The organism is Achromobacter semiaridum, assembly GCF_053543755.1.
This window is the reverse complement of record NZ_JBLVOL010000004.1, coordinates 20799-40794: the sequence shown is the minus strand read 5'-3', so window position 1 is coordinate 40794 and position 19996 is coordinate 20799. Positions and strand designations below refer to the sequence as shown.

The window sequence follows — 19996 nt, the reverse complement described above, 5'->3', positions numbered from 1 at the left end:
TCAGGGGATAACGCCATGCTGCATTCTGTCGGCCGCACCGAATTCGACCACGCCGTCGTGATGGTGCGCGACCGGCTGGATGCGCTGGCGCCGCACTTCGAGCGCCAGGGTTTTCACCTGAGCGACAAGTCGGTGCATAACCTGGGTTCTTGCAATCGGCTGATCGTGCTGGAAGGCACGTATGTGGAATTGCTGGGGTGGCCGCCTGGGGCGCCGCCCGCCCGCAAGGAAATCGCGGATTCGCCGTTCGGGCTGGAAGCGCTGGTGTTTCGCACCTATGACGCCGATGCCACGTACGAACGGCTGAAGGCCGCCGGCTTCGCCGTGAACCCCGTCCAAGAACTGACCCGCCCGGCGATGCTGGATGGTCAGGAAGTGCAGGCCAAATTCCATACCGTGCGTTTTGCCGAGCAGCCCCTGCCCGGCATCCGTATGTATTTCTGCCGACACCTGACGCCGGAATGCGTGTGGTCGCCGGCATTGATGGCGCACCCGAATGGCGCGCGCAGCCTGATTCGCATCGACGCGCGCGCGGCGGACGCGCAAGCGGTGGCCGAGCGCCTGGCGCTGGTGGCGGACGTGTCCGCCGAAGCCGCTTCGGGCGGCTGGGACGTGCCGCTGGCCAATCTGCGTATTCACGTTCAGCAAGACGCCGCAGCGGTAACGCCCGCGTTGTCCACGCTGACGCTGGAAAACCGCGACGGTGCCCACTACACGCTGGATACCGGCCTGTAGCTTTGCAACGGGCGTGTCGGTCGCGCCCCGCCCGTTTCTTACTTCCACACTTATGATCCCAGGCTGCGTTTTTTGCGCAGCCGTGTCGCGTTGCGTCCCCTTTTTTACGCCGCGCCGCCCCGACCCTTCGCTTGCGGGCAAACCCTGCTTGCAACGCAAAGTGTATGCACTTTAGTATGCACTTCATCCCGTCGCATTTCTTCATTCCGATTTCCTCTATTCCCCAGCCGGATTTCGTTCCATGACGCAGTCGCCCACCGTCCATCGCCCCGCTGCCCGTACATCCGCGGGCCAGGCCGAGCTGTACGGCGCGGTCAAGGCGATGGCCGTGCGTTTCGACTTCAAGCCGGGCGAACGCATTAACGAGGTCGACCTGGCGCGCCGCTTGAACGTCAGCCGGACGCCGCTGCGGGAAGTGCTGAATCAATTGATGGTCGAAGGCTTTCTGACGCGCTCGGTGAACCGCGGCTTTATCGCCCGCTTGCTGGACGCCAAACAGATTCACAGCCTGTACGAATACCGCGCGGTACTAGAAGCCGGCATCGTGCGTGCCGCCTGCGACCGCGCCAGCGATGATGAACTGGCCCAGTTGCGCGAGTTCGTCGAGCGGTCGCGCGATGTACCGGAAGACAGCGACGCCACCCGGCTGTTGGAACTGGACGAAGCGTTTCACCTGCGTCTGGCCGGGCTGTCGCGCAATGAAGAATTTGTGCGGGCCTTGGAAAGCGTCAACGCCCGGATTCATTTCGTGCGCTGGATCGATATGCAGCAAGGCCGGCGCAGCCACACGCAGGGCGAACACTTGCGCATCGTGCAGGCGCTGGAGCAGCGCGACATGGATGCGCTGCCTGCGCTGATGGGCGCGCATATCGGCCGCCGCCTGGATCAGATCACCGATGTGATACGCACAGGATTTTCAACCATTTACATGCGGGACCAGGCCGAACCCGCCACGGTAGCGCCGGCCAACACCACAACAGCAGGGGAAAAATAATGACTCACACAATGAAGCGGATCCTGGCGGGCTTATGCACGCTGGCTGCCGCCGGGGGCGCCATGGTGGCCGCACCCGCCGCCGCCGAAGAACGGCCGTTGATCCTGGTGGTGCCGTACCCGCCGGGCGGCAGCACCGACATCCTGGCGCGCATCTTGCAGCCGCGTCTGTCGCAACAACTGGGTGGGCGCGCGGTCGTGGTTGAAAACCGCCCCGGCGCGGCCAGCCAGATCGCCACCGCTTTCGTGGCGCGCGCCGAACCCGATGGCAACACGCTATTGGTCAGCTTCGACAACCACGGCATCAACCCGGCCGTGAAGCCCAAGCTGCCTTACGACACCTTCAAGGACTTTGTCGCGATCTCGCAGACGGTGCGTTTTCCGCTGGTCATTGGCGCCAACCCCAATGTGCCCGGCAATAACCTGAAAGAGTTCCTGGCCGCAGCGGCCAAAGAATCGCCCAACAAATTCAATTACGCGTCTACCGGCGTCGGTTCGCTAAACCATCTGGCGCCCGAAGAGCTCAAGCGCCTGTCTAAGGTTGAACTGCTGCATGTGCCGTATGGCGGCGGCGGCCCGGCCATTCAGGCGGTGGTGGGCGGGCAGGCCAATATGACCTGGCTGAGTTTTGCGGCGCTGCGTGGGCAGATCCAGGGCGGCAAGATCAAGCCCCTGGCCGTGGCCGGCGAAAAGCGGCTGCCTGAATTGCCCAACGTGCCCACGGTTATCGAATCGGGCTTTCCCGGCTTTGTGGCCTATTCCTGGAGCGGCATGTTCGCCCCGAAGGGCACGCCCGACGCCACCGTGAAGAAGCTGACGGCCGACTTCAAGGCCGTGCTGGCGGACCCGGACATCAAGAAGAAGGTAACGGAAGCGGGCTTCGAAATCGTGGCGTCGAACGGCCCCGAGCTGGACGCCTACGTGAAGTCGGAATACGACCGCTGGAGCGCCTTCATCAAGAGCAGCAACATCAATCTGGATAACTGAGCGACGGTAAACCGGGCGGTGCGCCGCCCGGTCCCGACCGCGATACACGTGGAGATGACATGGAAAATTTGACCGGCGCCGAAGCCATGGTGCGGATGCTGCAACACAACGGCGTCAAACATATTTTTGGCCTGTGCGGAGACACCAGCCTGCCGTTCTACGACGCGCTGTACCGCCTGGACCACGGCATGCAGCACATCCTGACGCGCGACGAACGTAGCGCAGGCTACATGGCCGACGCCTACGCCCGCGTGACCGGCAAGGTCGGCGTGTGTGAAGGCCCCAGCGGTGGCGGCGCCACCTATCTGTTGCCCGGTTTGGTCGAGGCCAATGAATCGTCGATTCCGGTGCTAGGCATCACGTCCGACGTCGCCGTGGGCTCGCGCGGCAAGTATCCCTTGACGGAACTTGACCAGGAAGCGCTGTACCGCCCGCTGACGAAGTGGAACCGCACGATTGACCGTGCCGACCAGATCCCCGGCATGGTGCGCGCGGCGTTCCGCGCGATGACGACCGGCAAGCCCGGCGCGGCGCACCTGTGCTTTCCGTATGACGTGATGAAGCAGCAAGTGGACGCGTCCGACATCTGGGCGCAGCCCGAACATGGGCGCTTTCCCGCCATGCGCGTGGCGCCGGACCCCGCTGACGTGGCGCGCGCCGCGCAGCGCCTGGTGGGCGCGCGGTCGCCGGTGATCATTTGTGGTGGCGGCGTGGTCATCGCAGGCGCCAGCGGCGCATTGCAGGAATTGGCCGAAGCGCTGAAGGCCGCGGTGTGCGTGACCGTCAGCGGGCAGGGCAGCCTGGCCGACACGCATCCGCTGAACGCGGGCGTGGTCGGTTCCAACGGCGGCGTGATGGCCACGCGTGACGTGGTCGCGGCGGCCGACGTGGTGCTGTTCGTGGGCTGCCGGGCCGGGTCCACGTCCACCGAACATTGGCGCTTTCCGAACCGTGACGTGCCGATCCTGCATATCGACGTCGATCCGATGGTGATCGGCGCCAACTACCTGACCGAAGTGGGTCTGGTGGGCGACGCCAAGTTGGCGTTGGAGGCCCTGGGCGCCGAAGTGCAGGCGCGTCTGGCGCACCGCAATTCGGACGCCGTGGATGGCGCCGTGCTGGCCGGCCGCGCCAAGGCAGCGCGCCGGGCGCAGCTGGAGCCGCTTGCCAACAGCCTTGAGGCCCCGATCCGCCCCGAGCGCGTTGTGCAATCGCTGAACCGCCTGCTGCCCGACGATGCCGTGGTGTGCGCGGACCCGGGCACGCCTTGCCCGTACTTTTCGGCGTACTACGACGTGTCGCGCCCCGGCCGGCACTTCATTACCAACCGCGCACATGGCGCACTGGGCTTCTCAATGTCGGCCGCGCTGGGTGCATGGGTAGGCCGCCCACAATCCAAGTGCGTGTCGGTGATGGGCGACGGCAGCTTCGGCTTTACCGTGGGCGAACTGGAAACCATCGTCCGCCACAAGGCGCCGTTGCTGATGATCGTGTTTTCCAATTCCGTCTATGGCTGGATCAAGGCCAGCCAGAAGGCCGGCTACGACGAGCGCTACTACAGCGTGGACTTCAACCGCACCGACCATGCCCGCATTGCCGAAGCCTATGGCGTGAAGGCGTGGCGCGTGGAAGATCCGGCCAAGCTGGACGCCGCCATCAAGGCCGCCATGGAACATGATGGCCCGGCGCTGATCGACGTGGTGGCGCAGCCCTTGCAGGACGCGGCCGCGCCGGTCAGCCAGTGGATGGGCTGATTCGCGCCTGATCGTACAGCGGTACCCAGGGCCCTTCGGGGCCCTTTTTTTGGCTGCGCGCCGTGCTGCTGGTCCTATACTGATCCGCTTTGGCGCGGCGACGCCGCGTGGTCTGCAACACGTCAACGGGGAATCGGGCATGGATCTGGGGATCAGTGGCAAGACGGCTTTGGTGTTTGGTGGCAGCCGCGGCATGGGGCGCGCCTGCGCGTTGCAATTGGCGCGCGAGGGCGTGGCGGTGACGATCGCGGCACGCACCCCGCAGACGCTTGAGCAGGCAGCTGCCGAGATCTCGAAGGAAACCGGCATCGGCGTGGGCTGGGTGTCGGCCGACTTGACCCAGGCAACCGGCCGCGATGCGGCGCTGGCGGCGTGCCCGCATCCGGACATCCTCGTCAACAACGCCGACGGCCCGCTGCCCGGCGATTTTCGTGACTGGTCCCGGGACGATTGGATCGCGGCGCTGGACGCCATGATGCTTGGCCCCATCGACATGATCCGGCGCGTGGTGGACGGCATGGTCGAGCGCCGTTTTGGCCGCATCGTCAATATCGTGTCGCGCAGCGTCAAGGCGCCGCATGCGGAACTTGGCCTGTCCAACGGCGCGCGTTCGGGCCTGATCGGCTTCGTGGGTGGCCTGGCGCGCCAGACCGTGCGGCACAACGTCACCATCAACAATCTGCTGCCCGGCGCCTTCGCCACCGATGCACAGATTCGCCACATCCAGGGCATGCTGGACGAGGCCGGCGGCAAGACGTTCGAGCAACTATGGGACGAACGCGCACGCGGCAACCCGGCGGGCCGCTATGGGCAGCCCGAGGAAGTGGGCGCCCTGTGCGCGTATCTGTGTTCGGCCCAGGCCGGCTACATGACCGCGCAAAGCGTGCTGATCGACGGCGGTGGCTACCCGGGCACGTACTAGTCGCAAGCCGGGTTCCGCGCTGGACGCGCGCGGGACTAACAGGCAAGATTGGCACCCATGCCGTTCGAGAAAAAGCCCATGGACCAGACCGACATCAAGATATTGGGGTTGCTGCAAAAGGACGCCACGTGCTCGGTCGCGGAAATTGCCGAACAGGTGAATCTGTCGGTCACGCCATGCTGGCGGCGCATCCAGAAGCTCAAGGACGACGGCGTCATCGCGCGCAACGCCATCCTGCTGGACCCGCGTGCGCTGGGCTTGAACCTGACGGTTTTTGTGTCCATCAAGACCAGCCAGCACAACGAAAAATGGACGCAAAGCCTGATCAACGCGGTCATGGCCTTGCCCAATGTGGTCGAGTTCCACCGCATGGCGGGCGACATCGACTACCTGCTCAAGGTCGTGGTCGAGGACATGGCGGCGTATGACCGCTTCTACCGCCGGCTGATCGGCGCCGTGGATTTGCTGGACGTCAGCGCCAGCTTCTCGATGGAAATCATCAAAAGCACCACCGAATTACCGCTGGACGCGGTGTAGCGACGCGGCGCGCAAATTTTTTTCGTCGTGGGCAGCTCGGGCGGATGCAAATTCCTTTCGGCGCGTTGCAAAACGCCCATCTCGCAATTCTTTTGCGCGGCCGTCGGCGTAGGATATCGTTCATTCCCTGCTGGGGAATGAATCGGGATATCAGAGGACCCTATGTCGTTCGCAGTACCCGCCGGCTGTGCCGGTCTGGAAAAAACGCGGCAAGCGCTATCGGTGGACGACCTGTTGGCCGGCTGGAACGGCGTCGACGACTTATGGGTGTTCGCCTACGGTTCCCTGATCTGGCATCCCGGCTTTGCGTGGCGCGAACGCCGCCTGGCCACCGTGCGCGGCTATCACCGGTCCTTGTGCCTGTGGTCGCGTGATCATCGCGGTTCTCCCGACAATCCGGGGCTGGTGTTTGGCTTGAACCGGGGCGGTTGCTGCCGGGGCGTGGCGTATCAGATCGCCGCCGCCGATGTGCCCGACGTGTTCCAGGCACTGTGGCGGCGCGAGATGGTGACAGGCGCCTACACGCCCCGCTGGCTCACTTGCCACACCGAAGCCGCGCCGGTGCGGGGGCTGGTATTCCTGCTGAATCGCGCCTGCGATGAATATGCCGCCGATCTTTGCGACGATCGCCTGATTGCGTCCGTGCGCAGTGCCGTGGGCCACTCGGGGCCCTGCCTGGATTACGTGGTGGAAACCGAACGCGCGTTGCGCGCGCACGGGATCGACGACTGGCGGCTGGGTGATCTGGTGCGCAGGCTGGGTCAGGCGTTTTAAGCTCTGGCGTGGCGCCCTAGAAGTGCCAGCGCCCAAACATATACAGCACGTTGCCCGCGCCGGACGCGCCGGGAATATAGGTCGCGTAGAACATCGCGTCTTTGTAGCCGGCGCCCACTAGCGGCAGGATGCCGGGAAACGGCACGTAGTTCATGATGTCGTGCCGCGCGGTCAAGAACACCGTGTAGCCCGCGCCCAGCCGGAAGTTCTCGCTGACTTGCCCGATCTTCAGAAAGCCGTAGCCGGCGATGGGTTCGACCTTGCTGTGCGAATCCAGGAACGCCATGGCGTACAGGCCCTGCCAGTCGCCGTCTTCGTCGTAGATGCTGCGGCCATAGCCGCCCCCCCACGCCAGCTCGTTGAAGCTGTCGATTTTTTCTTTGCTGTACATGGCGCGGTTGTGCCAGGCGTAGCCGGAAACGTAGAGGTCGTGGCCGCCTTCGGTCCAGATCTGGTCCAGGCGATTGCAAGCGGATTGCGCCCACGAGGGCAGGCTTTCACAGGCCTGTGCGGTGGCGGTGAAAGTCGAGAGCAGCAGACAGAGGATCGCTGCTCGAAATGTGGCGTTCATTGCGGGTAAACAGGGGTAACGATGACAATTCGATGACTGTACATGTAGTCATCGCTTTATCCCTGTCAGATGGCTGTCATGCATCGGCGTGCGTAGCCACCGCCCCAGGAAGGGCGCGGCACGCCAACGCAAGAACAAGAATTTTCTGTGGTGGCCGAGCTACAGCAAGAAGATCGTGGCCAAGCCCAGAAAGATGAAGAAGCCCAATGAATCGGTGGCGAACGTCAGCAACACCGACGACCCCATTGCCGGGTCCTTGCCGAACCGTGCGCGCACCATCGGCACCAGCACGCCCACCGAGGCGCCGACCAGCATATTGCAGATCATCGCCGCCATCATCACCAGCGCGATCGACAGCGAATGCGAGATCACCCAGGCAAACAAGGCGGCGACCAAACTGCCGCACAGGCCGACCAGCAACGTCACGAAAAGCTCACGCTTGACCAGTTGCCACAGGTTACGTCCGGTGATCCGGCCCATGGCCAGCGCCCGGATGATCAGCGTCATGGTCTGGTTGCCGGAGTTGCCGCCGATACCCGCAACGATCGACATCAAAAACGCCAGGATCACGATCTGGCTGACCGTGCCTTCGAATTGGGATGCCACGAAAGACGCCGTGGCGGCGGTACAGAGGTTGAACAGCAGCCATGGCGCGCGGTTGCGCAGGGCGGTGGAGACGGGCGCAAAGATGTCTTCTTCTTGCAAACCGGCACGCGACAGCGCTTGTTCTTGCGAGTCTTCACGCATCACGTCCACGACGTCCGCAATGGTGACGCGGCCGATCAAGCGGCCCTGGTCGTCCATCACGGGGGCGGACACCAAGTCGTAGCGCTCGAACGCGCCGGCGGCGTCGGCGTCGGAATCCAGCGGGTTCAGCGCCAGAAAGTCCGAGTTCATGACGGCGCGCACTTCGGTCTCGGGTTCGCTGACCAACAGGCGCGACAACGGCAGTATGCCTTGCAGCTTGTCCTGGCGGTCCACCACGAAGATCTGGTCAGTGTGATCGGGCAGTTCGTGCAGGCGGCGCAGGTAGCGCAGCACCACTTCCAGCGTGACGTCCTCGCGCACGCGGACCATTTCGAAGTCCATGATCGCGCCCACGCTGTCTTCCGGATAGCCCATGGCTTCCAGCAGCTGCGCGCGTTCTTCTTCGGTCAGGCCCTTTTGCACTTCGGCCACCACGTCGGGCGGCAGGTCGGGCGCCAAGTCCGCCAACTCGTCGGCGTCCATGTTGCCGGTGGCGGCAACCAGGTCCTGGCGGTCCATCGCTTCGATCAGCGATTCCCGCACCCAGTCTTCGACTTCCAGCAGCACGTCCGCGTCGTGCTCGGGGCTGACCAGCTTCCAGATGGCCTGGCGTTCGTCCTTGGGCAGCGATTCCAGGATGAAGGCGATGTCGGCCGGATGCAGGCCGTCAAGCAGCGTCTTGAGTTCGGCTTCGTGCTGGCGGTGGACCAGGTCTTCGACCAGCGGCGCCTTGGCGTCGCCTTCTTCCTGGCGATGCACCAGGTCGGCCACCAACTGCTGGCGGCGCAGGCGTTCCTGCACTTCAGCCAAGGCGGTTTGGGCGTCTTCCGGGTCGAGGCGGCGGGGCGTCGCGGGCGGTTTCTGCGCGGCGGCGGACTGCGTCATGCGTTACGGCTCAAAGAGAAGGTAGGGGGCGGCTGCGCCGCGCTTCGTCGGTGGCGACGTAGGTCAGCGTGGCCTCGGTGACCTTGACGACTTCAGCGTCCAGGCGCTGGCGTTGGGCGTAGACCTCGACTGACACCGTGACCGACGTGGTGCCGGTCTTGACGATGGCCGCGTAGAAGCTGAGCAGGTCGCCCACGAAAACGGGCTCTTTGAACTGGAAGGCGTTGACCGCCACGGTGGCGACCCGGCCGGCGGCGCGGCGGGCGGCGGGAATCGAGCCGGCGATGTCCACCTGGGCCATGATCCATCCGCCAAAAACGTCCCCGTGGATATTTGCGTCGGCCGGCATCGGCATGACGCGCAATACCGCGTCGCGATTGGCGGGCAAAGTCGTAAACGGGGTTTTCGGGCTGGAGGTCATGCGGCCGACTCCAATGCATGGGAACCAGCCGATTATGCAGGAAAAACGAGACAGCGGCGTGCGCGGTGCAAGCCGTCGCGGCGCTTTGCCGCGACGGCCTGAAAATCAGGTCGCCAACTTCACGATGCCGTAGCCGCCAACCAACAGCCAGGCATACAGAATGAGGCCCAGGGCCATCACGCGGGGCCCCGCCTTCTTGATCTGGGCAAAGCGCGTTTCGATGCCCAGGGCGGTCATCGCCATGGTCAGCGCAAAGATGTCCAGGCGGCGGATGGCGGCGATGGCGTCGGCGGGGATGATGTTCAGCGAATTGATGATGGCCAGCACCAGGAAGCCGACGGCGAACCACGGAATGGGCAGCTTGCCGCCCTTGGCCTGGCCGCCCGACTGGCTGGCCGCGCTGCGCAGATACATGCCCAATACCAGCAGCACCGGCACCAGCAGCGCCACGCGGGTCATTTTGACGATGGTGGCGACTTCGGTGGTGGCCGGGTCGATATTGCTGGCCGCGCCTACCACTTGCGCCACTTCGTGGATGGTGCCCCCGATATAGATGCCCAGCGCCTGCGTGTCCAGGCCGAGCCAGCCCGCGTGATAAAGAATGGGGTACAGGAACATGGACAGCGTGCCGAACAGCACGACCGTGGCCACGGCCACCGCGCTTTTGTGGGGCGCCGCCCGCAGCGTGGGTTCGAATGCCAGTACCGCCGCCGCGCCGCAAATGGCGCTGCCGGCTGCCGTCAGCATGGCGGTATCGCGGTCCAGACCCAGCAGGCGCTGCCCGACAACCGTGCCGATTACCAACGTGCCCAGCACCACCGCCACCGACACGGCCAAGCCCGGCAGGCCCACGGCGGCGATCTGCTGGATGCTGATGTTCAATCCGTAGAACGCCACGGCGATACGCAACAGGCGGCGCGCGGTGAAGTTCACGCCCACGCCCCAGTCCGCCGGCATGGTGCCGCGCAGGAAATTGCCGTACAGCATGCCGCAGACGATGCCCACGACCAGCGGCGAAAAGCCCAGCTGACGAATGGCGGGCAAGTCGGCCAGTTGCATCACGGCGGCCGCCATCAGGCCCACGAACAACACGCCATTGAGCTTGTCGCGCCAGGGCGTGGCGGTGGTGCCCGCTGTGGCGGCTGCGGTAGGCGCCGTCGAGGCGGGCAGGGGAACGGCGGTGCTGGATGAGGTGCTCATGACGGGCCTTTGCGGCATATCTAAATAACTAGGCGAAATATTAAGTCCCTGGCCGTTATTTGAAAAATCTTCAATTTGAATATGTAATATCGGAAATTCTGATAATCGCCGCAGGCGCCCATGACCCCAGACCAACTACTGACCTTCGCGTGCGTGGCCGACACCGGCAACATCAGCCGCGCGGCGCAAGTGCTGAATTTGTCCCAGCCCGCCGTATCCGGCCAGCTACGCGCGCTACAAGATTGGTTTGGTGAACCGCTGTACCGGCGCAGGGGCCATGGCATTGCGCTGACCGAGGCCGGCGAGCGCCTGGCTGAACAGGCAAGGCAGCTACGGCAGGTGTACCGGCAGGCGCAGGCCGTGCGGGAATCGTGGCGCGGGCTTGAAACGGGGGCGTTGCGGCTGGGCGCCAGTACCACGCCCGCCAGCTATCTGTTACCCCGGCTGGTGGCTGATTTTCGGTCCGCCTTTCCGGCGGTCAGCCTGCATCTGTCGGATGGAAACACCCGCGAAATCGTCGAGCGGCTGCCCGCGCTGGACCTGGCTTTCATTGAAGGCGATGTGCCCTCGGGGCTGCCCGCCGACACGGCCGTGCACGCGTGGCGCCAGGACGAAGTGGTGGCAATCGTGCGGGCCGACCACGCGCTGGCCTCGAAGGGCGCGGTGACCTTGCGTGACCTGGCGGCCTCTGCCCTGGTGATGCGCGAGCCCGGTTCGGGCGTGCGCCGACTGGTCGAGCGCGCCTTCGCCGATGCCGGGTTGGCGCCGTCGGTGGGGCTGGAACTGGCGGGGGTGGAAGGGGTGAAGCAGGCGGTGCGGGCGGGGCTGGGCGTGGGATTTGTGTCGGTCATGTCGATGCGGCATGAAGACGGCGCCTTGGCGGCGCTGCGCCTGTTGCCCCGGCCGTTGACGCGCACCTTGAGCATCCTGGTGCCGCATGCGGATGCGGCCGCCCGCGCCGCTGAACGCTTCCTGGCGATGTGCCTGGCGGTCGGGGCGGCGGACGGCGGGTAGCGTCAGGCTTTGGCCAGACGCTTCAAGGCCAGCTGGACCCAATACGTGCCGCCCAGCGGCAACAGTTCGTCGTTGAAGTCGTAGCTGCCGTTATGCAGCATGCAGGGGCCCAGGCCGTGGCCGCTGTCGCGGTGCTCGCCCGTGCCGTTACCGATCCAGACGTAGCAGCCCGGCAGTTCCTGCAGCATGAATGCAAAGTCCTCCGCGCCCATCGTGGGCTGCACGTGATCGTTGACGTTGGCCTCTCCGACGATGTCGCGCAGCACCTCGGCGCAGAACGCGGCCTCTTCGGCGTGGTTGATGGTGGGCGGATAGTTGCGCTGGAACGTGAATTCCACCTCGCAATCCATGGCCGCGCAGGTGTGGCGCGTGATCTCTTCCATACGGCGTTCGATCAGGTCCAGCACGTCCAGCGTGAAGGTGCGCACGGTGCCGCGCAGCTCTGCGTGGTTGGGCACGACGTTGTCGGCGCTGCCGGCGTGAATCTGCGTAATGCTGAGCACCGCGGCGTCCAGCGGATTGCGGTTGCGAGTGATGATGGTCTGCAACGATTGCGCCAGCTGCACGGCCGCCATGACGGGGTCGATGCCCAGGTTCGGCATGCCGGCGTGGGTGCCCTTGCCTTTGACCACAATCGAAAATTCATTGCTGGACGCCATGATGGGGCCGGGCGTCAAGCCGAATTGGCCGGGCTTCATGCCGGGCCAGTTGTGCATGCCGAACACGGCTTCCATGGGGAAACGCTTGAACAGGCCGTCGTCGATCATGCGCTTGGCACCGCCACCGCCTTCTTCGGCCGGCTGGAAAATCACGTAGACCGTGCCGGCGTAATCGCGGTGTTGCGCCAGGTATTGCGCGGCGGCCAGCAGCATGGCCGTGTGGCCGTCGTGGCCGCAGGCGTGCATCTTGCCGTCGTTCTTGCTGGCGTGCGCGAAGCTGTTCACTTCCTGCATGGGCAGCGCGTCCATGTCGGCGCGCAGGCCCACCGCGCGGTCCCCGGGCTGGTTGCCCCGGATGATGCCGACCACGCCCGTGCCGCCCAAACCGCGGTCGACCTCGATGCCCCATTCTTCAAGCTTGGCCGCCACCACGTCGGCGGTGCGGAATTCTTCGAAGGCCAGTTCGGGATGTGCGTGGATGTCGCGGCGTATCTTCGAAATATCGGGGTGCCAGGCGACGATGGGTTCGAGCAGTTTCATGGGGAAAGGTCGGGCGAAAAAGGGAACGCAACAAGGTTATCATCATTCAAAAATCTATTTAATGGAGACAAACACCATGACGCGTCCGTGGCTTGCCCATTACCCGCAAGGGGTGCCGGCAGAGATCTCCACCGAGGGCTATTCCTCGCTGGCCGACCTGCTCGACCGCGCTTGCAAGCAGTACGCCACGCGCATCGCCTGCACGGCGATGGGCAGCGATATCACCTATGCGCAGCTGGATCGGCATGCGCGCGCCTTCGCCGGATGGCTGCAAAGCCTGGGCCTGGAAAAGGGCGCCCGCGTGGCGCTGATGATGCCGAACGTGCCGGCCTACCTGGTCGGCATGCTGGGCACGCTGCGGGCGGGCATGGTCGTGGTGAACGTGAACCCGCTGTACACGTCCGACGAACTTGAACGCCAATTGCACGACAGTGGCGCGTCGGTGATCCTGATCCTGGAAAACTTCGCGCACACCTTGCAGGGCGTGAAGAATCGCGGCCGGCTCAAGCAGGTGGTCGTGACGGGGCCGGGCGATCTGCTGGCTGGTCTGAAGGCGCCGCTGGTCAATTTCGTGGCCCGCCATATCAAGAAGATCGTTCCCGCCTGGAACATCGATGGCGCGCAGTCCTTGCCCAAGGTCTTGGCCGCCGGCGCCAACCTGCCATTCACGGCGCCTGCGCTGACGATGGACGACGTGGCGGTGTTGCAGTACACGGGCGGCACCACCGGCGTGCCCAAGGGCGCGATGCTGTCGCACCGCAACCTGACGGCCAACGTGCTTCAGACCGAAGCCGTGGCCCAGCCCGTCGTGCACGATCTTGCCAATTCACAGCTGACCATCATCAGCGCGCTGCCGCTGTATCACGTGTTCGCCATGACGGTTTGCGGCCTGTATGGCCTGCATGCGGGCATGCGCAACGTGCTGATCATCAACCCGCGCGATCAGCCTTCGCTGATAGCGGCCTGGCGCAAGGTGCCGATCAATCTGTTCCCCGGCGTCAATACTCTGTTCAATGCGCTGGCCCACAACGCCGACTTCGCCAAGCTGGATTTTTCGGCGCTGCGCTTGACGCTGGGCGGCGGCATGGCCGTGCAGCAGTCGGTGGCCGAACGTTGGTTGAAGATCACCGGGCGGCCGTTGATCGAAGGCTATGGCTTGTCGGAAACGTCGCCGGTGGCGACGGTGAACCCCACCAACGCCACGGCGTATTCCGGTTCGATCGGCCTGCCGTTGCCATCCACCGATGTGGCCATTCTTGACGATGCCGGTCAGGAAGTGCTACTGGGCGAACGCGGCGAAGTAGGCATACGCGGGCCGCAAGTCATGCTGGGTTATTGGCAAAAGCCTGAAGAAACGCAGCAGTCGATGACGGCCGACGGATTCTTTCGCACGGGCGACATCGGCATCATGGACGACAAGGGTTATACGCGCATCGTGGACCGCAAGAAAGACATGATCGCCGTGTCCGGATTCAAGGTCTATCCGAACGAGGTCGAGGCCGTGGTGGCGCAGATGCCGGGCGTGCTTGAGTGCGCGGCCATCGGCGTGCCGGACGAACGTTCCGGGGAATCGGTCAAGGTGTTCGTGGTCAAGAGCGACCCGTCGCTGACCGAAGCGCAAGTGCAGGACTGGTGCCGCGAAAAGCTCACGGGCTACAAGCGGCCGCGCTTCGTGGAATTCCGGGATGAGCTGCCCAAGAGCAACGTGGGCAAGATCCTGCGTCGCGAACTGCGGCCGGACGCATCCGCCGCTGCGGCCACTGCGTCAGCCGCCACCGCGCCCGTCGATACGAAGGCAGGCGCGGCCACGCGTTAAGGTCAGGAAGCAGCCGGCCCGTTGTCCAGGTGCGGCGCGATCATGTCGTGCAGGGCGCGTTCGATGGCGGGGTTGCCCGCCACGACGCGTCCACCGATAGGCCAGGGGTCCAGCTTGTGCATGTCTGAACACGTGCCGCCCGCTTCGCGCAAGATCAGCGTGCCGGCGGCAACGTCCCACGGTGCCAGCCCCATTTCCCAATACCCGTCGTAGCGGCCGCAAGCCGTCCATGCCAGGTCCAGCGCGGCCGCGCCCATGCGCCGCACGCCGCGCGCGCGTTTGATGGCGTCGTTCAGCATGGGCATGTATTGGTCGGCGAAGGAAAAATCGCGGAACGGAAAGCCGGTGGCCAGCACGGAATCTTCGAGGGTCTGCGTACGCGAACATTTGATGCGCCGGCCATTCAACCAGGCACCGATGCCGTACACGGCGGTAAACAGTTCTTCGCGATTGGGGTCGTACACCACGCCGACCACGGGCGTATCTTCGGCCAGCGTTTCGGTGGCCGATACCGCCGTGCCCGCGTGGGCGATCAGCGCGATGGACACGGCGTAGTGGGGAATGTCGTGCAGAAAGTTGGTGGTGCCATCAAGCGGGTCGATGTACCAGGTGGCGCTGCCTTGCGGCTTGCCGCCCGTCTCTTCTGCCACGATGCCGAACTTTGGCGTTCGCTCGCGTAGTTCCTGAATGATCACGGCCTCGGCTTCGCGGTCCGCCTGCGAAACGAGATCGTTGCGCGCCTTGCGGTCGATCACGAGATCGGCGCGGTGATGCGCGTAGGATTGCAAGATGGCCGCGCCGCCATGCGCTGCGGTAACTGCCGCATCGATCGCGGCGCACAGGTCGATGGGCTGGGCCAGTGAGCGGGGCTGATCATAGGTGTCCATGTAAACCAGTGTAAGCCCATGATTGCGTCAAACTCGCGGCTGCCGCGCGAAAGCCGGGCAACGCGTGGTGTCCATCCAACGTCTGCGCGGCGGCCCGTCGATAATTCGCGTCTGTCACAACCCTGTCCATTCTTTCGAAAACCCCATGTCCGCGCCTTACGCACCCCTGACCCCCGCAGTGATCGAATTCGACGCAGACGGCAAGCTTTACAGCGCCGTGTACGGCGACGTCTATCACCCGCACCCCGGATCGGTGGGCCAGGCCGAACACGTGTTCCTGCGTGGTAACGGCCTTCCCGAGCGCTGGCGTGGACGCGACGCATTTACCGTCTGCGAAACCGGTTTTGGCCTGGGACTCAACTTTCTGGCGCTGTGGCAAGCCTGGCGGCAAGACCCGCAGCGGCCTGCCGCGCTGCATGTGGTGTCGATGGAGGGGCATCCCTTTACCCGCGATGACCTTGCCGCCTTGCTGGCCCGCTACGCCGCCACGCCGCTGGCCGACCTGGCACAGCGCCTGGTTGACCAATGGCCCGCGCTGTTGCCGGGGCTGCATCGGCTGGAGTTCGAAAGCGGTGCGGTGACGTTGACACTGGGCTTGGGCGATGCCGGGGTCATTGCGCCCCGCCTGTCGGCGCGCGTGGACGCTTTCTTCCTGGACGGCTTCGCGCCCGAGCGCAATCCGGGCATGTGGTCGGCGTCATTGCTGCGCGATCTGGCGCAATTGGCCGCACCGGGCGCCACGGTGGCCACTTGGGCATGCACCGGCGAACTGCGGCAGACCCTGCAGGATGCGGGGTTCGACGTGCGGCGCGCGCCGGGCTACGGCGGCAAGTGGCATATGACCGAGGGCATCGCACGCGCGCAGGGGCAAATGGCCGCCGCCATCGCGGGCCCGGTGGCCGTGAAGCACGCCGTGGTGATTGGCGCAGGGTTGGCGGGCGCAGGCATCGCCCAGTCGCTGGCCGGGCGCGGTTGGCGCGTGACGGTGCTGGATGCGGCATGGGCGCTGGGCAAGCCGGCGCATGCGGGCCATGTGGCCGCCGCCCTGACGCCCGTGGTGGCTCGCGACGACAATGCGCGCGCACGCCTGTCCCGCGCGGGAAGCCAACGCGCGCTCGCCCGCTGGCAAGGGCTTGCCGGCGATGCCGCGCCCCGGGTTTGCGGTACGGTCCAGGTTGAACGCGACGCCGGCAAGTCGGCCGCGCTGGCCGGCACCTTGGAAACGTTGGCCTTCCCCCGCGACTGGGTGCGGTGCGTGGACCGCGACGAAGCCGGCGCCTTGGCGGGCCTGCCGGTGGCGCGGGGCGGCGTGTACTTCGGGCAGGGCATGCTGGTTCAGCCAAACCGTCTTATTGAAGCCCTGCTGCAAACGCCCGGCGTCAGCGTCGTGCCCGGCAACGCGGCGCGGGTCGAGGCGTCGGGGCAGGGCTGGCGTGTCATGGACGCCCAGGGCGACGAGCTGGCGCAAGCGCAAACCGTCATCCTGGCCAATGCCTTTGGGGCGCAAGCGTTATTGAAGCAAAGCGGTTTGCTGGATCCCTTGCCGCGCGTGGCGCAGATGCACGCGCTGGCGGGCGAGGTCACGTTGGTGCCCGCTGCCGCGCTTGACGGCGGCCCGCGCTGCATAGTGGGGGGCGAAGGGTATTTGCTGCCGGATGTGGGCGCGGGTTGCGTGGTCGGCAGCACCTACGAGCACGGCGCGGCTCAGGCCGTAGTGACCGAGCCGGGCCAACGCACCACGTTGGCCAAGGCGGCGGGGCTGCTGAGCGGCCACTTTCCGGGCTTTGACGCCTTGGTGCCCGGGTCGCTGCGGGGGTGGGCGGGGGGGCGCGCCGTGTTGCCGGGGCGGCTGCCCGCTGTGGGCGAATTGCGCCACGCGCCCGGTCTGTGGATGGCCGTCGGCTATGCATCGCGGGGCTTGTCGTGGTCGGCGCTGATGGGGGATGTCATCGCAGCTCGCCTGAGCGGCGAGCCGGACGTGCTGGAAACCGATCTGGCTCAACTTATTTCACCAAGGTGAAAAAAAGTTGGCTCTCTGGCAGGGGCCGAAGCCAGGTGGCGTAGAATTGCGGTAATTGCCAGGATTTGGCGCCAAATAGGCCGTAATGGGCCTGATGTTGGCGTTTCGGCGGCGCGCGGCACTAGGCCGATACGCGTGGGCCGAGGGCTTTACGACCCCTTTTTAAGGATGAGAAAGCCATCCAGAAGAGGGACCGAGTTTATTTCAAAGCTCAAATCCGTCAAAATAGCGTCTTTTGATGGTTTTTGGCTTAAGCCGGGGGATGCTCTGTGCCGCCCAAGTTCGACTTTGCCCATACTACCCAGCTCGATAACATCGAGCTGCTGACGTCCCGCCCCAGTCGTTTTGATTTCGACGCGGGCGATGGGTTGCACCTGGTAGTCGAGGCGCATGCGCCTGGTGTTTTTCGCCTGCGCTGCGGCGAGGCGAACCACCTGAACGATGACAAGCCCGGCGCGCGTGCGCGCGCCGTGGCCGAGATGCTGCTCGCGCGCCAAGAGGCCGTGGGCGAAGCCACCATTGCCCCGCGCGATGGCGGCGACGGCTGGCGCATCACCCAGGGCGACGTCGCCCTGGAGATCCAGTCCAACCCCGTGCGCGTTGCGATGTACCGCAACGACGAACGGGTATTCGAGTCGGAAGTCTCGGCGCATACGCCCGCGTTCGGGCATAACGCGCTGGACAAGGAAGACGACGCAGTCTGGACGGCGGGGTTTACCTTGCAAGCCGACGAGCGCGTCTTCGGCCTGGGCGAAACCCCGGGCGACTTGAACCGCCGCGAAGAATCCGTCGTCTCTGATGACCCCGAGCATCGCGCCTTGCCCTTGGCATGGAGCCCGCGCGGCTGGGGCGTCTACGTCAACACGATGCGTCGCGTGGAACATGCCGTGGGCGTTGCGCCGGCGGATTCAGCCTATGTGCTGACCGTTGACGACGCCGTGCTGGACGTGTTCCTGTTCGCAGGCGAGCCGGCCGAAATCCTGAACCAATACACCGCGTTGACCGGCCGCGCCGGCCAGCCCGTGCTGTGGGCGATGGGCGCGTGGCTGACCCAGGCTGCCGGCGAAATGCCCACGCAGACGGTCGCCCTGGTGGCGCGCATGCGCGAAAACCAGATCCCGGTGGATGCCGTCACACTGGCGCAGCCGGTGGCGTGGGGCTTTCAGTCCGACAAGGCGGTTTTCGAATGGGATGCCCAGCGCTTCCCCGACGCCAAGCAGATGCTGGCGCTTTTCCATAAGCACAACGTGCATGTTGCGGCCTCCGGTTTTCCCGGCGTGCTCAAAAGCAGCCCGTTGTTCGAAGAACTGGAAGATCGCGGCTGGCTGCTGGCCAAGGAAGACGGCGCCGCTCAGGTCTTTGACGGCATCGCCGCCACCTCGGGCCAGCCTTTCGGCTTGCTGGACCTGACGTATCGCGACATCTACAACCTGTGGGTCGAGCGTCATCGCCAACTGATCGACGACGGCCTGGACGCGCCCGCCTGCGACGCCCAGATCGCCATCCCCGATGGCGTGGCGGCACGCAACGGCGAAACGGGCCCCGCGCTGCGCACCATGTACCCGCTGCTGGTGCGCCGCGCGCTGTTCGATGCCGTGGCCGGCCTGAAAGTGCCGCCTGAAGGCGTCGTGCCCAGCTCTGACCTGTTCCCCGCCGCGCAGCGCTTGCCATGGCAGGTGGGGCCGCAGGCGGAAAACTCCTGGGCCGGCCTGCGCCATACCTTGCGCACCGCCTTGTCGATCGGCGCCAGCGGCCTGCCTGTGCAGGTCCATGGCATTGGTTCGGCCTCGCGCGACCGCGCCGGCATGACGTCCGAACTGTATTTGCGCTGGTTGACCGTCGGTGTGTTCTCGGCCAACTTCTCGTTCCAGGGCGTGGAAGGGCTGATGCCTTGGGACTTCGACGAAGACACTCTGGCGCAAGCCCGCACCTGGATGCAATGGCGTTATCGCCTGGTGCCCTATGTGCTGGGCGCCATCGAAGATTCCGCCCGCACCGGTTTGCCGGTGCAGCGTTCCATGGCGCTGTCCTTCCCCAACGACCCGCACGCCCACGAATGGGACTTGCAATACCTGCTGGGCCCAGCCCTGCTGGTGGCGCCGGTTACCGAACCGGGCAAGCAGGTGCGTGTGTATCTGCCCAAGGGCGAAGCCTGGTGGGATCTGAACACCGGCCACCGCTACGAAGGCGGCACCACCTGGACGATCGACTGCGAGCTGGGCCAGTTCCCGGTTTTCGGCCGCGAAGGGCACATGCTCTGTCTGGGACCCGCCGCGCAGCATACGGGCGAATTCAATTCGGCCCGTATCCTGGACGAAGTCTGGATGTTCGGCATGCCGGTGCACAACCCGGTGGTCATGCGCAACAAGATTCGCGTGATGCAGATGCAGGGCTCCAGCTACATCAAGGGGCTGGAAGGGCTGCGTATTTCGCCGTCCGAAGGCCTTGAGGTCAAGCGCCGGGGGGCGGAAGTCCGCATTTCTCGCGCACGCTGATATCGGCGCGGCCGGCAATCCGGCCATCGTCATAAAGGG

Annotated in this window: 17 protein-coding genes; 11 read left to right on the top strand and 6 right to left on the bottom strand. The window is 65.1% G+C overall.

The features are described 5' to 3' along the window. Window positions 1-15 precede the first annotated feature (15 nt). The 7 genes from ACNPP0_RS01150 (at window position 16) to ACNPP0_RS01120 (ending at window position 6702) form a co-directional block, all read left to right on the top strand. Window positions 16-735 carry a VOC family protein gene (locus ACNPP0_RS01150; protein ID WP_448704796.1) on the top strand — a complete coding sequence of 240 codons (720 nt, stop codon included), beginning with the start codon at window positions 16-18 and terminating at the stop codon, window positions 733-735. Between the two features lie 241 nt (window positions 736-976). Then, on the top strand, window positions 977-1729 hold the full coding sequence (locus ACNPP0_RS01145) for a GntR family transcriptional regulator (RefSeq protein ID WP_448704795.1): 753 nt from the start codon (window positions 977-979) through the stop codon (window positions 1727-1729). Continuing rightward, entirely contained in the window at window positions 1729-2715 is a 987-nt protein-coding gene (locus ACNPP0_RS01140) for a tripartite tricarboxylate transporter substrate binding protein (protein ID WP_442880391.1), read from the top strand. Before ACNPP0_RS01145 ends, ACNPP0_RS01140 begins: the two co-directional genes overlap by 1 nt. Before the next feature lie 59 nt (window positions 2716-2774). Next, window positions 2775-4469, top strand: a complete 1695-nt coding sequence (locus tag ACNPP0_RS01135; RefSeq protein WP_332612998.1) for a thiamine pyrophosphate-binding protein — start codon at window positions 2775-2777, stop codon at window positions 4467-4469. A 139-nt stretch (window positions 4470-4608) separates the two neighbouring features. After that, window positions 4609-5391 carry an SDR family oxidoreductase gene (locus tag ACNPP0_RS01130; RefSeq protein ID WP_332612996.1) on the top strand — a complete coding sequence of 261 codons (783 nt, stop codon included), beginning with the start codon at window positions 4609-4611 and terminating at the stop codon, window positions 5389-5391. 78 nt (window positions 5392-5469) lie between these two features. Further along, window positions 5470-5928 (top strand): Lrp/AsnC family transcriptional regulator, encoded by a 459-nt coding sequence (locus ACNPP0_RS01125; RefSeq protein ID WP_046804345.1) that lies wholly within the window; start codon window positions 5470-5472, stop codon window positions 5926-5928. A gap of 162 nt (window positions 5929-6090) precedes the next feature. Continuing rightward, the gene (locus ACNPP0_RS01120; RefSeq protein WP_332612994.1) at window positions 6091-6702 is read left to right on the top strand and encodes a gamma-glutamylcyclotransferase; all 612 of its coding nucleotides are present in this window, start codon (window positions 6091-6093) and stop codon (window positions 6700-6702) included. A 16-nt stretch (window positions 6703-6718) separates the two neighbouring features. Here ACNPP0_RS01120 and pagP read toward each other — a convergent pair whose 3' ends face one another. From pagP to ACNPP0_RS01100, 4 genes are all read right to left on the bottom strand, one after another. Continuing rightward, entirely contained in the window at window positions 6719-7273 is a 555-nt protein-coding gene (gene pagP, locus ACNPP0_RS01115; protein ID WP_332612992.1) for a lipid IV(A) palmitoyltransferase PagP, read from the bottom strand. 159 nt (window positions 7274-7432) lie between these two features. After that, window positions 7433-8905, bottom strand: a complete 1473-nt coding sequence (gene mgtE / locus ACNPP0_RS01110; protein WP_332612991.1) for a magnesium transporter — start codon at window positions 8903-8905, stop codon at window positions 7433-7435. A 10-nt stretch (window positions 8906-8915) separates the two neighbouring features. Further along, on the bottom strand, window positions 8916-9326 hold the full coding sequence (locus ACNPP0_RS01105; RefSeq protein ID WP_046804300.1) for an acyl-CoA thioesterase: 411 nt from the start codon (window positions 9324-9326) through the stop codon (window positions 8916-8918). Window positions 9327-9431: 105 nt separating this feature from the next. Next, the gene (locus ACNPP0_RS01100; protein WP_332612987.1) at window positions 9432-10526 is read right to left on the bottom strand and encodes a YeiH family protein; all 1095 of its coding nucleotides are present in this window, start codon (window positions 10524-10526) and stop codon (window positions 9432-9434) included. Between the two features lie 120 nt (window positions 10527-10646). Between ACNPP0_RS01100 and ACNPP0_RS01095 the strand changes: the two genes are divergently transcribed. After that, complete coding sequence (locus ACNPP0_RS01095; RefSeq protein ID WP_332612985.1) at window positions 10647-11540, top strand: LysR family transcriptional regulator; 894 nt, start codon at window positions 10647-10649, stop codon at window positions 11538-11540. 2 nt (window positions 11541-11542) lie between these two features. Here the strand turns inward: ACNPP0_RS01095 and ACNPP0_RS01090 are convergent, their stop codons facing one another. Next, on the bottom strand, window positions 11543-12739 hold the full coding sequence (locus tag ACNPP0_RS01090) for a M20 aminoacylase family protein (RefSeq protein WP_448704794.1): 1197 nt from the start codon (window positions 12737-12739) through the stop codon (window positions 11543-11545). A gap of 76 nt (window positions 12740-12815) precedes the next feature. On the opposite strand from ACNPP0_RS01090, the gene ACNPP0_RS01085 reads away from it, so the two are divergent. Continuing rightward, a complete protein-coding gene (locus tag ACNPP0_RS01085) occupies window positions 12816-14555 on the top strand; it encodes an AMP-binding protein (RefSeq protein ID WP_448704793.1) in 1740 nt (579 codons plus the stop codon). Between the two features lie 2 nt (window positions 14556-14557). Here the strand turns inward: ACNPP0_RS01085 and ACNPP0_RS01080 are convergent, their stop codons facing one another. After that, a complete protein-coding gene (locus ACNPP0_RS01080; protein ID WP_332612979.1) occupies window positions 14558-15442 on the bottom strand; it encodes an inositol monophosphatase family protein in 885 nt (294 codons plus the stop codon). Window positions 15443-15587: 145 nt separating this feature from the next. Between ACNPP0_RS01080 and mnmC the strand changes: the two genes are divergently transcribed. Together mnmC and ACNPP0_RS01070 are read left to right on the top strand one after the other, a co-directional pair. Further along, window positions 15588-17462: a bifunctional tRNA (5-methylaminomethyl-2-thiouridine)(34)-methyltransferase MnmC2/FAD-dependent 5-carboxymethylaminomethyl-2-thiouridine(34) oxidoreductase MnmC1 gene (gene mnmC / locus ACNPP0_RS01075; protein WP_448704792.1), complete on the top strand. Its 1875-nt coding sequence runs from the start codon at window positions 15588-15590 to the stop codon at window positions 17460-17462. Between the two features lie 269 nt (window positions 17463-17731). Next, the gene (locus ACNPP0_RS01070) at window positions 17732-19957 is read left to right on the top strand and encodes a glycoside hydrolase family 31 protein (protein WP_448704791.1); all 2226 of its coding nucleotides are present in this window, start codon (window positions 17732-17734) and stop codon (window positions 19955-19957) included. The last annotated feature ends 39 nt before the right edge of the window (window positions 19958-19996 follow it).